The sequence below is a fragment of the Bradyrhizobium sp. USDA 4473 genome, from assembly GCF_054063335.1.
This window is the reverse complement of the sequence record NZ_JBSSGE010000001.1, coordinates 6,613,884-6,631,359: the sequence shown is the minus strand read 5'-3', so window position 1 is coordinate 6,631,359 and position 17,476 is coordinate 6,613,884. Positions and strand designations below refer to the sequence as shown.

Genomic DNA, 17,476 nt, shown 5'->3' with positions numbered 1-17,476 from the left:
GTCCTACGCGTCAATGAAGATCATGGCCGGCGTTTCCAGAAGCAGCTTGATGCGCTGCACGAACTGAGCCGCGTCGAACCCGTCGATGACACGATGATCGAAGCTTGACGACAGGTTCATGGTCCGGCGCGGCACGAACGCCGTACCGTCCCAATGCGGCCGGATGGCAATTCGGTTGACGCCGATGATCGCGACCTCCGGATGATTGATGATGGGGGTCGTCGCAAGCCCGCCCAGGGCGCCGAGCGAAGTGATGGTGATGGTCGAGCCGGTGAGTTCGTCGCGGGTGGCGTTGCCGTTCCGGGCGGCTTCCGCGAGCCGGGCGACTTCTGCGGCACAACGCCAGAGGTCGAGCGCTTCCGTGTGCCGGACCACGGGGACCACCAGGCCGGTCTGTGTCTGGGTGGCGACACCAATGTGGACGCCCGCGTGCTGATGTACGATCCCGGCCTCGTCGTCGAAATGCGCGTTCAGGATCGGCTGTTCGGCGATCGCGCGCACCATTGCGCGCATCAGGAACGGCAACAGCGTCAGCTTCGGCCGATCGGATCGTCGCTGGCCGTTGAGCTTGCCACGCAGATCCTCGAGCGACGTGACATCGACCTCCTCGACATAGGTGATGTGCGGGATCCGCGCGCTTGCGATCGACATCTTCTCGGCGATCCTGCGCCGCAAGCCGACGATCTTGATGTCTTCGACCGCGTTTTTCGCCTGATAGGCCGCCGCCGTGGCGGCAGGGCTGCGCGCCAGATGGCCATCGAGGTCATCGTGGGTGATCCGTCCAGCCGGACCTGTGCCGCGAAGCTGGCGCAGATCGACGCCTGCTTCGCGCGCACGCAGCCGGACCGCGGGAGCGGCCAAGGGCCGTTCGCCTGCGCGCTCGAACGGCGTTGCGGCGGGCTGCGGCCTTGGCGGCACGGGCGGCGCGCTCGCTTGCGGGCGCAGGGCGCTTGCGGGATCGTCAGGCTGTCCGGCCGAAAGGCTTGCCGCATGCGGTGGCGGCTTCTTTGTCTGCGTCACCGGTTCGCTGTTGCCGGTCACCTCGAGCCGAACGAAATCCGAGCCGACGGCCAGAACGTCGCCCACCTTGCCGGCGAGCCAGCTGACGCGGCCATCCGCGGGCGAGGGAATTTCCACGGTCGCCTTGTCGGTCATCACGGCGCCGAGCACGGCGTCTTCCCGCACGACGTCACCGACCTTCACGTGCCATTCCACGAGCTCGGCTTCCGCAATGCCCTCGCCGACGTCGGGCAGCCTGACGATGCGCTCGGCCATCTCAGGCCTCCAGCGTTTCGATCAGCGCGCGTCCGATCCGCGCCGGTCCGGGGAAGTAGTCCCATTCCTGCGCATGCGGATAGGGCGTGTCCCAGCCGGCGACCCGGACGATCGGCGCTTCCAGATGGTAGAAACACCGCGACTGCACCAGCGCGCAGAGTTCGGCACCGAAGCCCGAGGTCAATGTCGCCTCATGCACGATCACGCAACGTCCCGTCTTCTTGACCGAGGCCTCGATGGTATCGAGATCGAGCGGCAACAGCGTGCGGAGGTCGATGATCTCGGCATCGATTGCCGTTTCGGTCACCGCGCTCTCGGCGACATGAACCATTGCGCCGTAGGCCAGGATGGTGACGGCGCTACCCTGTCGTCGGATCGCGGCGCTGCCGAGCGGAATTGCGAAATGTCCATCGGCGACTTCGCCGAGATCGTGTTTGGACCATGGGGTCACCGGCCGGTCGTGATGGCCGTCGAACGGACCGTTGTAGAGTCGCTTCGGCTCGAGGAAGATCACGGGATCCGGATCTTCGATCGCCGAGATCAGCAGACCCTTGGCGTCACTCGGGTTCGATGGCACCACCGTCTTGATGCCGCAGACATGGGTGAACAGCGCTTCCGGGCTCTGGCTGTGCGTCTGGCCGCCAAAGATGCCGCCGCCGGTCGGCATGCGTACGACGAGCGGGCAGGTGAACTGGCCGTTGGATCGGTAGCGCAACCGCGCGGCTTCGGACACGATCTGGTCGTAGGCCGGGTACATGTAGTCGGCGAACTGGATTTCGACACAGGGTTTCAGGCCATAGGCGGCCATGCCGACCGCGACGCCGACGATGCCGAGCTCGCTGATCGGCGTGTCGAAGCAGCGGCTGGTTCCGTATTTGGCTTGCAGTCCCTGGCTTGCCCGAAACACGCCGCCGAAATAGCCGACATCCTCGCCGAACACGACGACATCGCCGTCGCGCGCCATCATGACGTCCATGGCATCGCGGATCGCCTCGATCATGGTCCGTCGCGGCATGGCTCAGACTCCGGCCTCTTGGCGCTGTCGGCGCAGATGCGGGGGCATCTGCGAGAAGACGCCTTCGAACATGTCGCGCGCTGAAGGCCGCTGCTCGGAATGCAGCGTGCCATAGGCTTCGGCTGCTTTCTGCGCCGCGACCACGGTGTCGAGGATCTCGGCTTCGGTCTGCTTGTGCCGCTCCTCCGACCAGGCGCCGCGGACGATCAGATGGTTCTTGAGCCGGATCACGGGATCCCCCAGCGGCCAGGCATCGGACTCCGTCTTCGGCCGATAGCCCGCCGGGTCGTCGGAGGTGGAATGCGCGCCGACCCGATAGGTCACGTGCTCGATCAGGGTCGGGCCGAGATTGCGGCGCGCCCGCTCGCAGGCCCATTTCGCCACCGCATGAACCGCGAGGTAATCGTTGCCGTCGACGCGGAGCGCCGGAATACCGAAGCCGAGGCCGCGCGCCGCGAACGTGCCGGAGCCGCCGCGTGCGATGCCCTGGAAGGTCGAAATGGCCCATTGATTGTTGACGATGTTGAGCACGACCGGCGCGCGGTAGGTCGAGGCGAACACCAACGCGGCGTGGAAGTCGGATTCGGCCGTTGCTCCATCACCGATCCAGCCGACCGCAATCTTGTTGTCGTTCTTGATCGCAGAGGCCATCGCCCAGCCGACGGCCTGGATGTATTGGGTGGCGAGATTGCCCGAGATCGAGAAGAACCCGTGCTCCCTGGCGGAATAGAACACAGGAAGTTGGCGTCCCTTGAGCGGATCGTGCGTGTTGGAATAGATCTGGCAGGCCATATCGACCAGCGAATAGCCGCCGGCGATCAGGAGACCCGCCTGGCGGTAGGTCGGAAAGTTCATGTCTCCCGGTAAGAGAGCCTTGCGAAAGGCGCAGCTGACGGCCTCTTCGCCCATATGCTGCATATAGAAAGACGTCTTGCCCTGGCGTTGCGCCATCTGCATGCGCGCATCGAATGCGCGCAACGTCATCATGTGGCGCAGGCCCTCGAGCAATTCGCTATCCGAGAGCGAGCCGGCCCAGGGGCCGACGGCTTTGCCGTCGCGATTGAGCACGCGAATGACGGAGAACGCGAGGTCGCGGATCGCCTCCGCGTCGACGTCGACTTCGGGGCGATCGACCTTGCCCGCGCTCGGGATCCGGATGTTCGAGAAATCCGGCGTGCCGCCGGGGCGCACCGCGGGCTCCGGCACATGCAGTTGCAGCGGCGCGTGCTCCGCGGGTCGCGCCGCCTCGTGCTGCGGGATCATGGTGTCGGGCATGATGTTGGCGTCGGGCATTGGTGTCCGCCTTTCACCTCGATCGCATCGATGCAAAACAGCGCGCCGACGCGGCGGGCGAGCCGCTCGATGACGTCGCGGTCCTTGACGTCTATGGAAGCCGAGATGCGGCATTCGTTCGCTTCCGCTCGGGCGCTGACGGCCGCGAGCCGAAGCCCCGCAACGCGCGTCTGGTCGAGCAGGCGGCCGAGCGCAGCGTGAATGTCGCTGGTCTGGAGTTCGAGAAGAAACACCGCAAAAACCCCGCTTTGTCAGTATATACGTACTGCTAAATCGCGGGATTGTTGTTCTTTTTGTCTGGGTGTATATAGGATTTGCGATATAGAAATTCTGCACTTCGCCTACACGACCAGAATGGAGTTCTTGGTATGGTTTCGGTCGGACGTGCCGCTGCGCCGGTCAAGGCCTCGCGCAAGGACGCGCTTCGGCTCGATGAGATCGATCGCAAGATCCTGCGCGCCTTGCAGCAGGATGCGCGCCTGACGACGGCGCAACTGGCCGACAGGATCGGGCTCTCCACGACACCGTGCTGGAACAGGCTGAAGCGCCTTGAGACCCAGGGTTACATCGATGGCTATGTCGCGCTGCTCAATCAGGACAAGCTCGGCCTGCCTGAAACGGTGATCCTGGAGGTGACGCTCGACCGCCACGACGAGGAAGTGCTCGAACGTTTCGGGCAACTGCTCGCGGACTTGCCGGAGGTGATCGAAGCCTATCTCACCACGGGTGATTACGATTATTTGGTGAAGGTCGCGGTCGAAAGCACCGCCGGCTATGAACGCTTCCTGCGCGAAAAGCTCTATCGCATTCCGGGCATCCGCCACAGCCGGTCGTCGTTCGCGCTGCGTTGCCTGAAGAAGCTGACGTCGGTCCAGGTATGAAGGTGCGCGAAGCGCCGCCTCAACGTGCCTGCGCCGCTGCGGGCAATGCAGACGTCACCCGGTTGACGTCCGCTGCTCATGTTCGCCTTGAAAGCGGGCGGCGCGTCAGAAGGCGGTCTTCTTGCCGATGACGCCGACATAGCTCGATCGTACCAGAGCGCCCCAGCGCCCATCCTTCTTGACGATCACATAGAAGGAATCGGCCGACAATATCGGCTTGTCGTTGGCGTCGTAACGCGTGAACCGCGTGACGAAGTGGAGCTTGTCGTCTGACTTCTGCACCAGCTTGCGAACTGTCCAGGCTGAGCGAGCCCAAGTCGAGGCCTGCGCCAGCTGCGACGCATCGTTCGACTGCGCGTATTCTTCCGGCGTGTTCCAGACCTGCACCTGTCCGCCGGCGATCCGGATGTGCGGATAGTGGACGGTCTTGGCCCAGGCCGCCGCATCTCGCGAATTGAACGCCTTCATGAACTCGTCGAGATAGGCGCATCCCTGCTTCAAGAGCTCGTCGTTCCCGGGATTCAGGCACTCGTCGTCCGCCTGACTTTGAGCGAACGCTGCGCCGCTCATGCCAAACAACACACCCGCAAGCGCCAGCAGTTTGCGAATCTTCACGGTTAGACCTCCCTGATCGGCCAGGTTGACCTGGCTTCGTTGTGATCGACGCAAGCGACGATCGGATTTCCATCTTAGGTAGGCCGAGTGATGAAGCAATGCCGGAGCAGCGCAGTATTTCTGAACAGGGCCTCAGCATTTCTCAATGCAACACCGGGTTCCAGCGGGAAGCGTGGGTAGATCAGAAAAGCCAAACAGGGGTTCAGAAAAAGCGCCTTGCAAGCAGCAGGGCGAGATCGCTTGTCTTGCCGGACAAACAACAACCAACTTCAGGCAGGAGACGATGGTCGCGGGCGATCAATCTGGCATGAGAGGCCGGCTCTGTCGCGTTTCCGAATACCGGACCGGCGGCGGTCGAGTAGCGCGGCAAATCCGGATCGGACAATGAGCAGTTCGGAGCATCTCGGGCGCAGAATGCGGTCGTTCAAGCTGACGCAGGAAGAGGTGATCTTCTGTATCACGCTCGTCCTGATCGGGGCGTTCTCGCTGTTCCTGCCGAAATTCCTCACCGCCGGAAACATTCTCACCCTGCTGAACAACGTCGCAACGCTCGGCATCCTGGCCGTCGGCATGGCGCTGGTTGTCGTCGGCCGCGGCATCGACCTGACCATGATCGCGGTCATGGTGATCGGTGTTGCGTTCAGCATCTGGCTGTCGACCACCGGGGTGCCGTTCGGCTGGTCGCTTGTCGTGGGCGGGCTTCTCGTCATCCTGGTCGGCATCGGCACCGGGACGCTCATCGCCGTGGCCGATGTGCCGCCGATCTTCGCGACCCTCGGCCTTGCATCGGTGATCTACGGTGCCGGACGGATCGTATTCAAATCCGACGTCGTTTACGCCCCGACCGGGCATGACTGGTTCACCTTCCTGGGCACGGGGACGATTGCCGGGATTCCCGTCTCGGTCTGCGCGGCGGCGTTGCTCGCTGGGCTGGTCGCATTGTTCCTGCGCAAGACCCGGTTCGGACGATTCATCTACGCGACCGGCGACAATCCGTTTGCAGCGCGTACCATCGGACTGCCGACCCGCCCGGTGATCATCTCGCAATACGCCGCCAGCGCATTGATCGCCTTTCTCTCGGGCATTCTGATGTGTGCGGTGGTCTCCGGCATCAATACGCGTTTGTACAATTCGACGCTGATCTACGACGTGCTCCTTGTCGTTGTGCTCGGAGGAATCGGCCTCAGCGGCGGGCAGGGCGGCGTCCGCAACGTGGTCGTCGGCACGGTTCTGGTCGGGGTTCTCACCAACGGCATGACGATTCTCAACATCAGCTTCACCGCCCAGAACCTGATCAAGGGCGTGATCCTGCTTGCTGCTCTGGCAATCGATGCGGTGCTCAATCCGCGCGATGAGCAGACGTCGCAAAGCGGCGACATCTAGGGCCGCGTCTCAAGAAACTTCAAACCGGGAGGGCATCATGATTTCCATTCTGCGCAGATTGCTGTTGACCGGCCTCATGCTTGGCGGGCTTGCGTCCGCAACGCCGGGCATGGCCGCTGAGGTTCAGCAGGTCGGACGCGAGGCATACCTGAAAGCCCTCAAGGGCAAGAAGGTGATCTTCGTTCCGATCTCCCAGGGCTTCGATCTCAACCAGGCCTGGGTGACGGTGTGGGAACGGCATGCCGCACGCTACGGCTTCACGCTTGAGGTGCGCGACCCCAACATGAACACCGAGGCCGGCATTCGTGCCCTGACGGGTGCGATCGCCGAGAAGCCGGATCTGCTGATCGTGCAGAATCCGGACGTGCAGACCTACGCGCGACAGCTGAAACAGGCTCAGGAGGCCGGAATTCCGGTGCTCCAGGTCAACATGCAGTCGGCGACCCAGACCGATTCCTATGTCGGCAACGACTGGATCGAGATGGGCCGCCTCGAGATGGGCGAACTCGCCAAGGCCTGTGCCAAGGGCAGGGGCCCGTCCACCAAGGTCGTCTGGCTTGCGGGCGTCGAGACCGGGGCGGCGAACATCTACATGCGCCAGGGCATCAACGAGGTGTTGGCCGCAAATCCGGACCTTCAATTGGTGTCGGACCAGGCCGCCAATTATGACTCCGACAAGGCGCGCCAGATCACCGCGACGGTTCTCCAGCAGCACCCCGATCTCTGTGGCGTGATGGGCATCTGGGACAATGCCGAGGTTGGCGCCGGTGCGGCCGTCGCGGCCGCGGGCAAGACCGGCCAGGTCACGATCGTCACCAATGGCGCCGGCAGCCAGACCGGTTGCGACAGCGTCAAGAAGGGACTCTTGACCGTCATCTACAACTTCCATGCCGACATCCAGGGCGAGGTCGCGGCAAGCCAGATCTCCGAACTGCTGCAGAGCAACCGCAAGGCGGGGGCCGTCAAGGACGTCTTCTTCGGGCCGATCACGCGGGTCGACAAGACCAACGCGACCGGCCGCAATTGCTGGACGCTCGACGAACTCAAGTGAGAGAGATGCAGCGCGTCCGGTCGCAAGCCGGCGTACGCATGGAACAGGCCAGATGAGCTTTTCGTCGGATATCGTTCGGTGGCGTTACAGGCTTCTCCCCGATCACGTGGTCGGGGAGGTGCTCACCAAGAAATGGGTCGACAGTGCGATCCCCTTTCTGGCGCTGTCGCTGCTCGTCTTCGGTCTGGGGCCGTTCGTCCCGCACTTTTTCGAATGGACGACGCTCGGCAATCTCGCGCGCCAATTTGCCGAGTTCGGACTGATCGTCCTCGGTCTGACGATCGTGATGATCTCGGGCGGCATCGATCTGTCGGTCGGCTCGGTGTTCGCGCTGTCCGTGCTGATGTCGTTGATCGGCATGAACGTCGAGGGCTGGAACGCCGGCGCCGGGCTTCTGGCCGCGCTGGCGGTCGGAGCCATATGCGGTGCCCTGAACGGGTTCCTCGTCGGCTATGTCAGGATGCGGGCCTTCCTGACGACGTTGGTCAGCCTCATCATCTTTCGATCGCTGTTCGAGATCATCTTTCCGCAGTTCTCGACTGCGATCGTGACCAACGTGTCGGACTCTGCGGTCTTCGAGTATCTCGGCACCGCACAGATCGGGCTGTTGCCGGTTTCGTTCCTGATCACGGCCGTGATCGCAATCGGTATTCACATCGTGCTGTCCCGCACGCGATATGGCTGGCACCTGCTCGCCGTCGGTGGCGCGCGCCGCTCCGCGTACAATGCAGGCATCAACGTCCGCTGGACCATCTTCAGCGCTTACGTCTGCTGCAGCACCCTCGTCGCGCTGTCCGGTTTCCTGTTTGCGAGCCGCATCGGAAGCGCGGCATCGGATGTCGGAGCAGGACTCGAACTGCAGGCGCTCACCGCCACGGTGCTGGGCGGCATCTCTCTTGGTGGAGGCCGCGGCACGGTCGCGAAGGCGACCATGGGAGCGGTTTTCGTGCTGCTCCTGTCAAACAGCTTCCTCGCGCTCGCGATCTCCGGCCCCGGGACCGATCTCGCGCTGGGCCTGATCCTCGTCGCCGCGGTCTTCCTCGACGTGCGTTGGGTCAAGAACCGCCACAAGCTGCTGCGCAGCGTCTACATCTCGCCTGCTTACGCCCGGATGCCCGACGCCATTGCGACCGAGCAGGGCGCCGGCGCGATGGCGCCGAACGATACGCTGCGCGACGTCGGCGTCATCGGCCTCGGCATTCTGGAGGGCGCGGAGGACGTCATCTTCGATCGCGACGACAATCTCTACACGGGCAACCGTCACGGCGACATCCTGCGCTGGTTTCCACCCGATTATCAGCGCTGGGAGGTGTTGGCGCATATCGGCGGGTCGCCGCTCGGAATGGCGTTCGATCGCCAGGGGCATCTCAATGTCTGCGTCGCCGGAATGGGACTTTATCAGGTCGAGATGAACGGCACGGTGCATCGGCTGACTGCGGAGACGAACCGGAGTCTGTTGTCGATCGTCGACGATTCCAACATGAAGCTCGCGGATGACCTCGACATCGCGCCAGATGGCGCGATCTATTTCAGCGAGGCGACGACGCGGTTCGAGATGCACGACTGGTATTCCGACGCACTCGAGAGTCGAGGCAACGGCCGCATCATCCGTTACGATCCGAAGACCAGAAGAACCCGGACGGTGCTGAAGAACCTGGTATTTCCGAACGGCATTTGCATGTCCTACGACAACCAGTCTCTGCTCTTCGCGGAGAGCTGGGCCTGTCGGATCAGCCGGTACTATTTCGACGGACCGAAAAAGGGCCAGGTCGAGGTCGTCATCTCGAATCTTCCCGGCTATCCCGACAACATCAATCGCGCGTCCGACGGGAGTTACTGGCTGGCGTTGATGGGGATGCGCACACCCGCGCTCGACCTGTCACTCGAATTGCCGGGCTTCCGCAAGAGGATGTCGCGGCGCTGTTCCGAAGACGCCTGGCTGATGCCGAACCTGAATACCGGATGCGTGCTCAAGTTCAGCGAGCGCGGCGAGATCCTCGAAAGCTACTGGGATCAGGGCGGCGAGAAGCATCCCATGATCACCTCGATGCGGGAGCACAAGGGCGTGCTTTATCTCTGCGGGATCTTCAACAACCGGATGGGGACTTACCGGCTGCAGGGGGCGGACCCCGCATTTTGCGGCGTGGATAGCTATTGGGGCCGTCGCTCGTGAAATGGATCGACAAACTGCTCGGGCGTCGCGAAGGGGCCGTTACAGTGCCCGTGCTCGACGGACCGTTCCTGCCGAACCAGAAGCTCGAACTGGCTCCGGTGCTCTGCGAGGTCGACGAGGTCGATAATCTCGTCGCGATCGACGCTGGGTTGTTTGCCTCGAAAGGCTCGGAGTTGCTTCGTCTCCAACCGGCCTCCTCGGGCCCGGAGAGACTGGCAGGGTTCGACGCGCCGATCTCGGCGATGGCCGGACTGGGTGAAGCGCTCGCGATCGGGTTGGATGGCAAGGGCATCGTCGTGCGGGGCGGCCGCTTCGACGGCAAGGTGGTGCAGCCGTCAGGCGACGTCCTGCGATGCCCGACCGCGATCGCATGGCTGGACGAGTCGACGCTTGCGGTGTGCAACGGGTCGAAGCGGTTGGGCGCGCATGACTGGCGACGGGCATTGATGATGCTGGACAGTTCCGGTTGCGTTGCCGTCGTGGATCTGGCCGAGGACCAGATCAAGGTCGTGGCCACTGGATTGGCGTGGCCAGCCGGCGTTGCCGCATCGGCAGGTCGGTTGATCGTCTCCGAGTGCCTCAAGCACCGCATCGTTGCGGTGACGCTTCCGGACGGCAAGCTTCTCGAACTGGCCGCGGGCCTGCCTGGTTATCCGGCTCGTCTGACCCGTGCGGCCGCCGGTGGCATGTGGCTCTGCTTCTATTCCGTGCGCAATCAACTCGTGGAATTCATCCTGCGCGAGGATGAATACCGGACGCGCATGGTGAACGAGGTGCCGGAACAGTACTGGATGGCGCCTTCACTCCGCTCCGGCCGCAGCTTCAAGGAGCCGATGCAGGGAAGTCAGCTCAAGCAGATGGGCATCCTGAAGCCCTATTCCGTCACGCGGTCCTACGGGCTTGTCGCCTATTGCGACGCGAACACGACGCCTGCCGGGTCCTTTCACTCGCGCGCGGACGGCACGCGGCATGGCGCCGTGGCCGCAGCCGAATACGCCGGCGCGCTCTATGTCGCCAGCCGCGGCTCGAACGCGGTTCTGGAGATTCGCGATCCGGCGGCGGTCCTTTCGGAGTAGATCGAATGCAGCCCATCCTCGAGATCCGCAAAGGAACCAAGCTGTTCGGAAAGATCCCGGCTTTCCAGGACGTCGATTTCGCCGTTTCGCCCGGAGAGGTCCACGCAATTCTGGGCGAGAACGGTGCCGGCAAATCGACCCTGACCAAGATCCTCGCCGGGGTCTACAAGCTCAGCTCCGGAGAGATGTTTCTCAATGGCGCGCCGGTGAGTCTTTCGACGCCCGCAGAAGGCCTGAAGAACGGCGTCGTCATGGTCTATCAGGAAACCAATCTGGTGCCGTCGATGACGGTGGCCCAGAACATCTATCTGGGCGAGGAAAAGACCTTCAATCGGCTGCGCGGCCTCTACATCCAGGCCCGCCAGTTCCTGGCCGGCATGGGATTCCAGGTCGATCCGACCGCGCAGGTGTCGCAGCTCGGAGCTGCGCAAAAGCAGATGGTCGAAATTGCGCGCGCCGTTCATCACAACGCGAAGGTGATCATCTTCGATGAGCCGACGGCGACGCTGACGCCGGAAGAAAAGCGGCATTTCTTCAATCTGATCCGCCGTCTCGTGGCCGACAAGGTCGCGATCATCTTCATTTCGCACGCACTCGAAGAGGCGCTGCAACTGGCCGACCGCATCACCATTCTTCGCGATGGGCGGCTTGTTGCGTCGGATGTGAAAGCAGCGTTCACGCGCGATACCATCATTCAGGCGATGGTCGGACGCAACCTGACGGAAACGCTGCATGGTGACCGCGGCCGTCCGCCCCGGCCGTACGGAGAGCGGGTGCTCAGCGTCGAGAACCTGTCCTTGGGCACGGTGGTCCGCAACACGTCGTTCTCGATCTTCGCCGGGCAGGTGACCGGCGTGTTCGGACTGGTTGGCGCCGGCCGGACCGAAATGATGAAAGTGGTCGCGGGCGTGCTGAAACGCGACTTCTTCCATGGCGGCGAGATCAAGTACTGCGGAAAATCGGTTAGCTATCGGGTGCCGCGCAAGGCGGTGCGCGACGGCATCGTCTACGTCACGGAAGATCGCAAGTTCGACGGTTTCTTCGAGACGATGACGGTGGCCGAGAACCTCCATTTGGGCGAGCTCTCGCGCCTCTCGAACCCATTGTCCGTCATCTCCATGACGCAGGCGAAGGAGCTGGCGCGGCAATGGGCCCGCCGGCTTCAGCTGCGGTCGAACAACGACAAGGCCAGGGTGATCGAGCTCTCCGGCGGCAACCAGCAGAAGGTCGTCATCGCGAGATCGCTGATCCAGAAGCCGAAGCTCATCATCTTCGATGAGCCGACGCGCGGCGTCGATGTCGGCGCCATTGTCGAGATCCACCAGTTCATCAATGGCCTTGCCGATGAAGGCCTCGCCGTGGTCGTGATCTCATCCTACCTGCCCGAGGTGCTGGCACTCTCGGACCGCATCCTGGTCGCAAAGCGCGGCAAGATCGTCGAAGAGATCAAGGCTACCGAAGCGACCGAGCAGCAGATCATGTACGCCGCCGTCCACTAGCGAATGGACTCCCAGCACGATCGTGCCGCAGGGCACGCGGACCGCCGTCCGGTCCAACCAGAGATGTGAATGATCAGCGAGGTTACCGTGAAGAGAGTGGGAATCATCGGAGTCGGTCTGATGGGCCATGGCATCGCGAAGAACGTTCTCGCGCGGGGCGGCTTTCCTCTGGCCTTTCTCGATCATCCAGGCAACCAGCCCGTCGACGATCTCATCGGCCTTGGCGCCACCGCCTGCAACAGTCCAGGCGGATTGGCTGACCTGTCCGACCTCATCATCCTCTGCGTGACGGGCTCACCCCAGGTCGAAGCGGTTCTCACCGGCGAGACCGGCGTTCTGTCGCGGCTGCGCAAGGGGACCATCATCGTCGATTGCTCGACCGCGCTGCCGGAATCGACGTTGCGGATGGCTGCTGCCGTCCGGGCGGCGGGCGGACGCTTCCTCGATGCGCCAATGACGCGCACGGCAGTGCATGCGGAGAAAGGGACGCTGAACCTGCTGGTCGGCGGCGATGAAGAAGACCTTGAAAATGTCCGCGCGGTTCTTGCATCCTTCACCGAGAGTGTTGAGCGGGTAGGCCCGGTGAGCTTCGGCCATCGGCTCAAGCTGCTGCACAACTATGTCTCGATCGGATTCATGGCGCTGCTCGGCGAGGCCGCCGCGCAGGCTGCTGACGCCGGCGTGGACCCGGCGGTCTTCGTCGATGTGCTCGCCAAGGGCGGCGGCGCCGGCGCCGCGCTGCAGCGCTTGACGCCCGCCATCGTAAACGACGACGTCGCTGCGGTGCCGTTCTTCATCGGCAATGCGCTGAAGGATATCGACTACTACCGGACGATGGCCGGTACATCGGGCGCCTCCAGGACGATCGCCGACGGCGTTGCCGGCGCGCTCGCGGCAGTCGTCGAGCGCGGCCGCGGCCAAGCCTACATTCCCGAGCTCGTGCGCTTGCTGCGGAAGCAGCAGCCGGCTGCATAGAGGCGGTTCGCGGAGGGCGATCGCCGCCACGAGAATATGAATCAAACGAAGGCGAGGCGTTCGCCGGCCGCCTCAGGTGAGACAGGAGCAGACTGATGACAAAGACCGAAATCCGATTCCCCATCGATGGACAAACCCGAAAGATGTTCATCGATGGCGCATGGGTGGACGCCCGTTCAGGGGAGGTGTTCGAGACGCGCAATCCCGCGACCGGGGAAGTGATCGGTCGCGTTCCGCGTGGCGATGCGGCCGATATCGGTCTTGCCGTCACCGCGGCTCGTCGCGCCTTCGACGGGCCGTGGAGCCGCTTCAAGCCGTTCGAGAGGCAGGCGCTGCTGTTGCGGATCGCCGAGCTGTTCGAGAAGCACTGGGAAGAGATCAGCCAGTCCGACACCGCCGACATGGGAATGCCGATCGTCAGGACACGGGCGAACAAGCTCCGCGTGCTCGGTATGCTCAGATACTACGCGGGCATGGCGACGGCGCTCCACGGCCAGACGGTCGATAATTCGCTTCCGGGCGACATCGTCTCGTTCACGCGGAAAGAGCCGGTCGGCGTGGTCGGAGCCATCATCCCGTGGAACGCGCCGACGGCGGCGTCGGTCTGGAAGATCGGACCGGCGCTTGCGACCGGCTGCACGATCGTGCTCAAGCCCTCCGAGGAGGCGCCGCTGACGCCGTTGCTGATCGCGGATTTGATGAACGAGGCAGGCGTGCCTCCCGGTGTCGTCAACGTTGTGACCGGGACCGGACCGGAAGCGGGCGCGCCGCTCGCCGAACATTCCGGTGTCGACAAGATCGTCTTCACCGGCTCCACCGCAACCGGCCAAGCCATCATTCGCGCCTCGGCCGGCAATCTCAAGCGGGTGTCGCTGGAGCTTGGCGGAAAATCACCGGTCATCGTCTGCGCCGACGCGGACCTCGACAAGGCTGTCCCGATTGCCGCGATGGCTGCGTTCGCCAATTCAGGCCAGATCTGCATTGCAGGTTCGCGCTTGTTCGTCGAGCGAGCGGTCCACGACGAACTGGTCGAGCGGCTCGGCAGGTTTGCCGCGGCCCTGAAAATCGGCGACGGCGCCGATCCCTCGACCGAGATCGGACCTCTGGTTTCCGAGCGGCAGCTCGACAAGGTCGAAGGCTTTCTGAGAAGCGGACGCGACGAGGGCGCGCGGGTGGTGACCGGCGGCCGAAGAGTGAGGGAGGGGAATCTCTCGAAGGGTAACTTCGTCGAGCCGACCGTGTTCGCCGGTGTCTCCGACAGCATGCAGATTGCCCGCGACGAAATCTTTGGCCCGGTCATTTCGGCGCTGCCGTTCGACACGCTCGACGAGGCGGTGACGCGAGCCAACGCGACGCCATACGGGCTCGCTGCCGGTGTCTTCACGCGCGACGTGAGCAAGGCCCACGTCATCTCGCGCAGCCTGCGCGCTGGATCGGTCTGGGTGAACACCTATCACGCCATCGATCCCGCGATGCCGTTCGGCGGCTACAAAATGAGTGGATACGGCCGCGAGGGCGGCACCGAACAGCTCGATGAATACCTCAACACGAAGGGGGTCTGGATCAAGCTGGATTGATCCGACATTCGTCCGCGACGTCATCATCACCAGGCACAATTTATCGAGCGAGTATCATGAAGGACACTTACAAGATCGCCGTCGTACATGGGGACGGTATTGGACCTGAAGTCGCTCGTGCGGCAGTCGCGGTGCTGCAAGCCGGGGTCCAGACCGGCACACTCCAGTTTGTGGAGTATCCGGCGGGCGCCACCCACTTCCTTGAAGCGGGGGATTCGTTTCCGGCAACCTCGTTTGAGGGCTGTCGTGCCGCCGACGCCATTCTCCATGGCGCCGCCGGCATTCCCGGCGTGGTTCATCGTGACGGCACCGAAGCCGGACTGGACTTCACGCTGACGCTGCGCTTCAAGCTCGACCTGTTCGCCAATGTGCGGCCGATCAAGCTCTACAAGGGCGTGCCGTCGCCGCTCGGGCGGCCGGGTTCGATCGATTACGTCATCGTGAGGGAGAACAGTGAGGGCCTCTACGCCGCGCGGGGCGCCGGGGCGCTGTTGCGCGAAGAAGTGGCGGTCGATACGCTCGTCCAAACCAGGAAGGGGATCGAGCGCATCGTCCGGTTCGCGTTCGAACTTGCCAGATCGAGGAACGGGTCGCCAAAGGACGGACGGCGCCGGGTGACCTGCTGCGACAAGGCCAACGTGTTGCGCACCTATGCGTTCTTCCGTGCCGTGTTCGACGAGGTGGCCAGGGATTATCCCGATATCGAAGCCGAGCACGTCCTGGTCGACGCGATGACGGTTCACCTCGTCAACAAGCCATCCCATTTCGACGTCATCGTCACCGAGAACATGTTCGGCGACATCATTTCCGATCTCGGCGCCGCGACCGTCGGCGGCATGGGCATGTCGCCATCCGAGGAGGTTGGTGACGGGATTGGTTTCTTCCAGGCTTCGCATGGCTCTGCCCCCGATATCGCCGGAAAAGGACTTGCCAATCCCTATGGAACGATCCTCGCATCGATCCTGATGCTGCGGCGTCTGGATCAGCGCTACCGTGACAACCGGTTGCGGCTTGGTGCCGACAGGATCGAAGCTGCTGTCCGCGCCGGGCTGGAGGACGCCGCGCTGAGGACCCGTGACATCGGCGGACATGCGACGACCGGTCAGGTCGTCGACGCGCTTCTGAAATTGCTCTGAGCGCGAGGGCGTCAGCGCAGCTGGGCGAGACTCGAACGGATCAATGAAATCAGTTGCTCGGTGTTCGGACGCCGCACCGGGCCGCGCGTGGTGATCAGACCGATTTGGCGTAGCTTGACGTGGTCGGAGATCGGCACCACGCGAAACTGCTGCGCGCCGGCCTGCACCAGAGCGACCCGCGGTACGATTGCGATGCCGAGGCCCGAGGCGGCCAGAGCCAACGCCGTGGTGGCCGCCTGAACTTCGAATTGCACGTCGAGGCGAACCGCGAGCGTCTCCAGCGTCTCATCGATCAGTCCCCGGACGGCAGTCGTCTTCGAGAGCAGGATGACCGGCTTCTCGACGAGATCAGCGAAGCCGATGCTCGATTGCCCCTCGTCGAACGCCGGCGGGACACACGCGAAAAGCGGATCCTCAAGGATCGGCTCGAACTCATAATCCCCCATGTCCGCAACTTGCGGGCCGATGCCGAACTCGACATCCTGGCGTTTCAGCAGTTCAAGCATCGGCGCCGTGGATATCTCCATCAGCTGCACCTGGCTTCGCGGATAGCGGACCTTGAACGTTGCCAGGATATTGGGGAGCCATCCGGACGCAAGCGTTGGAACGCAGGCCATCCGGATGTGGCGGCTGCGGGACTGCGCTGATTCCGTCAGCAAATCGAGCCCGGACTGCACTTCCTGTAACGCTCGCTTCGCCTGCTCGAACAAGATCCGACCCTCAGGCGTGAGCAGCACTTTCTGCGGCGTTCTACGAAAAAGCAGGACGCCGATCTGCTCCTCCAAATCGCGGACCTGCATGCTTACGGCTGATGGGGATCGGTTCGATTCTTCGGCTGCTTTCCGGAAGCTTTCGTGCTCTGCAGCGAGCAAGAAGGTATGCAGAAGCTTGAGATTGATGTTCGACAAGTCTTGGATACCTCGGTCGATGCCTACTTGTTCTGGAATGCAGAGCGACCCCAGCACCGATCGATATATATCTGGCGAAAGAGGCTGCCGTCTTGGAGAAAACAGGACACAGTTGCGGTGCAGCATACTCGGCGATTAGCCAACTTGCGCATGCCGGTGGGAAAAGAAAAGATGACGCCGATGCGACGCTTCGCCGAGCCTTCCGAGGTCGCCTACACGATGCCGTTCCTCGCCAGCGACGGCGCAAGCTATGTAGCGGGACCCATTCTTCTCGTCGACGGCGGATACATCTGCTGGTGATGGTGCAGTCAAGCGTGCAGCTTGCACCTTCATGGCGCAGATCGTGAAAATGCAGATCCTCGATCTTCAACTCGGTCTCGCTCATCAGACTTTCCGACCAGACCCAGGTGGTTGAGCGCGAAGCGGGCCAGGCGAACGGCAGCGCGCGGCTTGAGGGGCGCTGGCGATCAAGGCTGCGCTCCATGTCGAGCGGCCAGTCTTCGCCGTCCTTGCGGCGGCGAATGATCTCTGCTGCCACGTAGCGGTTCCTGCGGCGGACCTGGACGCGCCAGTTCCCGGACGGCAGCTGAATGAAGCTGGCCGCGGCCGTGTGTAGTCC

General features: G+C 63.2%; 16 protein-coding genes. 11 read left to right on the top strand and 5 right to left on the bottom strand.

From position 1 onward, the window contains the following. Window positions 1-3 precede the first annotated feature (3 nt). From ACVW17_RS31455 to ACVW17_RS31445, 3 genes are read right to left on the bottom strand one after another with little or no spacing between them, the layout of a single operon-like run. The gene (locus ACVW17_RS31455) at window positions 4-1,275 is read right to left on the bottom strand and encodes a dihydrolipoamide acetyltransferase family protein (protein ID WP_456755484.1); all 1,272 of its coding nucleotides are present in this window, start codon (window positions 1,273-1,275) and stop codon (window positions 4-6) included. Window position 1,276: 1 nt separating this feature from the next. Then, complete coding sequence (locus ACVW17_RS31450) at window positions 1,277-2,290, bottom strand: alpha-ketoacid dehydrogenase subunit beta (protein ID WP_456755483.1); 1,014 nt, start codon at window positions 2,288-2,290, stop codon at window positions 1,277-1,279. 3 nt (window positions 2,291-2,293) lie between these two features. Further along, window positions 2,294-3,553 (bottom strand): thiamine pyrophosphate-dependent enzyme, encoded by a 1,260-nt coding sequence (locus ACVW17_RS31445; protein ID WP_456756569.1) that lies wholly within the window; start codon window positions 3,551-3,553, stop codon window positions 2,294-2,296. Window positions 3,554-3,585: 32 nt separating this feature from the next. On the opposite strand from ACVW17_RS31445, the gene ACVW17_RS31440 reads away from it, so the two are divergent. Then, a complete protein-coding gene (locus ACVW17_RS31440) occupies window positions 3,586-3,855 on the top strand; it encodes a hypothetical protein (protein WP_456755482.1) in 270 nt (89 codons plus the stop codon). A 96-nt stretch (window positions 3,856-3,951) separates the two neighbouring features. Next, on the top strand, window positions 3,952-4,464 hold the full coding sequence (locus ACVW17_RS31435) for an Lrp/AsnC family transcriptional regulator (protein WP_456755481.1): 513 nt from the start codon (window positions 3,952-3,954) through the stop codon (window positions 4,462-4,464). Between the two features lie 105 nt (window positions 4,465-4,569). On the opposite strand, the gene ACVW17_RS31430 is transcribed toward ACVW17_RS31435, so the two are convergent. Next, window positions 4,570-5,079, bottom strand: coding sequence for a hypothetical protein (locus ACVW17_RS31430; RefSeq protein WP_456755480.1), 510 nt, complete (start codon window positions 5,077-5,079; stop codon window positions 4,570-4,572). 384 nt (window positions 5,080-5,463) lie between these two features. Between ACVW17_RS31430 and ACVW17_RS31425 the strand changes: the two genes are divergently transcribed. The 8 genes from ACVW17_RS31425 to ACVW17_RS31390 all read left to right on the top strand — a co-directional run bounded on the left by ACVW17_RS31425 (window position 5,464) and on the right by ACVW17_RS31390 (window position 15,949). Next, complete coding sequence (locus ACVW17_RS31425; protein WP_456755479.1) at window positions 5,464-6,462, top strand: ABC transporter permease; 999 nt, start codon at window positions 5,464-5,466, stop codon at window positions 6,460-6,462. 37 nt (window positions 6,463-6,499) lie between these two features. After that, on the top strand, window positions 6,500-7,513 hold the full coding sequence (locus tag ACVW17_RS31420) for a sugar ABC transporter substrate-binding protein (RefSeq protein ID WP_456755478.1): 1,014 nt from the start codon (window positions 6,500-6,502) through the stop codon (window positions 7,511-7,513). Between the two features lie 52 nt (window positions 7,514-7,565). After that, entirely contained in the window at window positions 7,566-9,686 is a 2,121-nt protein-coding gene (locus ACVW17_RS31415) for an ABC transporter permease (protein ID WP_456755477.1), read from the top strand. Continuing rightward, window positions 9,683-10,762 (top strand): strictosidine synthase, encoded by a 1,080-nt coding sequence (locus tag ACVW17_RS31410; RefSeq protein ID WP_456798248.1) that lies wholly within the window; start codon window positions 9,683-9,685, stop codon window positions 10,760-10,762. Before ACVW17_RS31415 ends, ACVW17_RS31410 begins: the two co-directional genes overlap by 4 nt. A 5-nt stretch (window positions 10,763-10,767) precedes the next feature. Beyond that, entirely contained in the window at window positions 10,768-12,261 is a 1,494-nt protein-coding gene (locus ACVW17_RS31405) for a sugar ABC transporter ATP-binding protein (RefSeq protein WP_456798247.1), read from the top strand. Between the two features lie 69 nt (window positions 12,262-12,330). Next, window positions 12,331-13,236, top strand: coding sequence for an NAD(P)-dependent oxidoreductase (locus ACVW17_RS31400; RefSeq protein ID WP_456755473.1), 906 nt, complete (start codon window positions 12,331-12,333; stop codon window positions 13,234-13,236). A 95-nt stretch (window positions 13,237-13,331) separates the two neighbouring features. Then, window positions 13,332-14,813: an aldehyde dehydrogenase family protein gene (locus ACVW17_RS31395; protein ID WP_456755472.1), complete on the top strand. Its 1,482-nt coding sequence runs from the start codon at window positions 13,332-13,334 to the stop codon at window positions 14,811-14,813. Between the two features lie 56 nt (window positions 14,814-14,869). Then, window positions 14,870-15,949 (top strand): isocitrate/isopropylmalate dehydrogenase family protein, encoded by a 1,080-nt coding sequence (locus tag ACVW17_RS31390; protein WP_456755471.1) that lies wholly within the window; start codon window positions 14,870-14,872, stop codon window positions 15,947-15,949. A gap of 11 nt (window positions 15,950-15,960) precedes the next feature. Here ACVW17_RS31390 and ACVW17_RS31385 read toward each other — a convergent pair whose 3' ends face one another. Further along, on the bottom strand, window positions 15,961-16,857 hold the full coding sequence (locus ACVW17_RS31385) for a LysR family transcriptional regulator (RefSeq protein WP_456798246.1): 897 nt from the start codon (window positions 16,855-16,857) through the stop codon (window positions 15,961-15,963). Between the two features lie 171 nt (window positions 16,858-17,028). On the opposite strand from ACVW17_RS31385, the gene ACVW17_RS31380 reads away from it, so the two are divergent. Further along, window positions 17,029-17,157 carry an SDR family oxidoreductase gene (locus ACVW17_RS31380; protein WP_456798245.1) on the top strand — a complete coding sequence of 43 codons (129 nt, stop codon included), beginning with the start codon at window positions 17,029-17,031 and terminating at the stop codon, window positions 17,155-17,157. The last annotated feature ends 319 nt before the right edge of the window (window positions 17,158-17,476 follow it).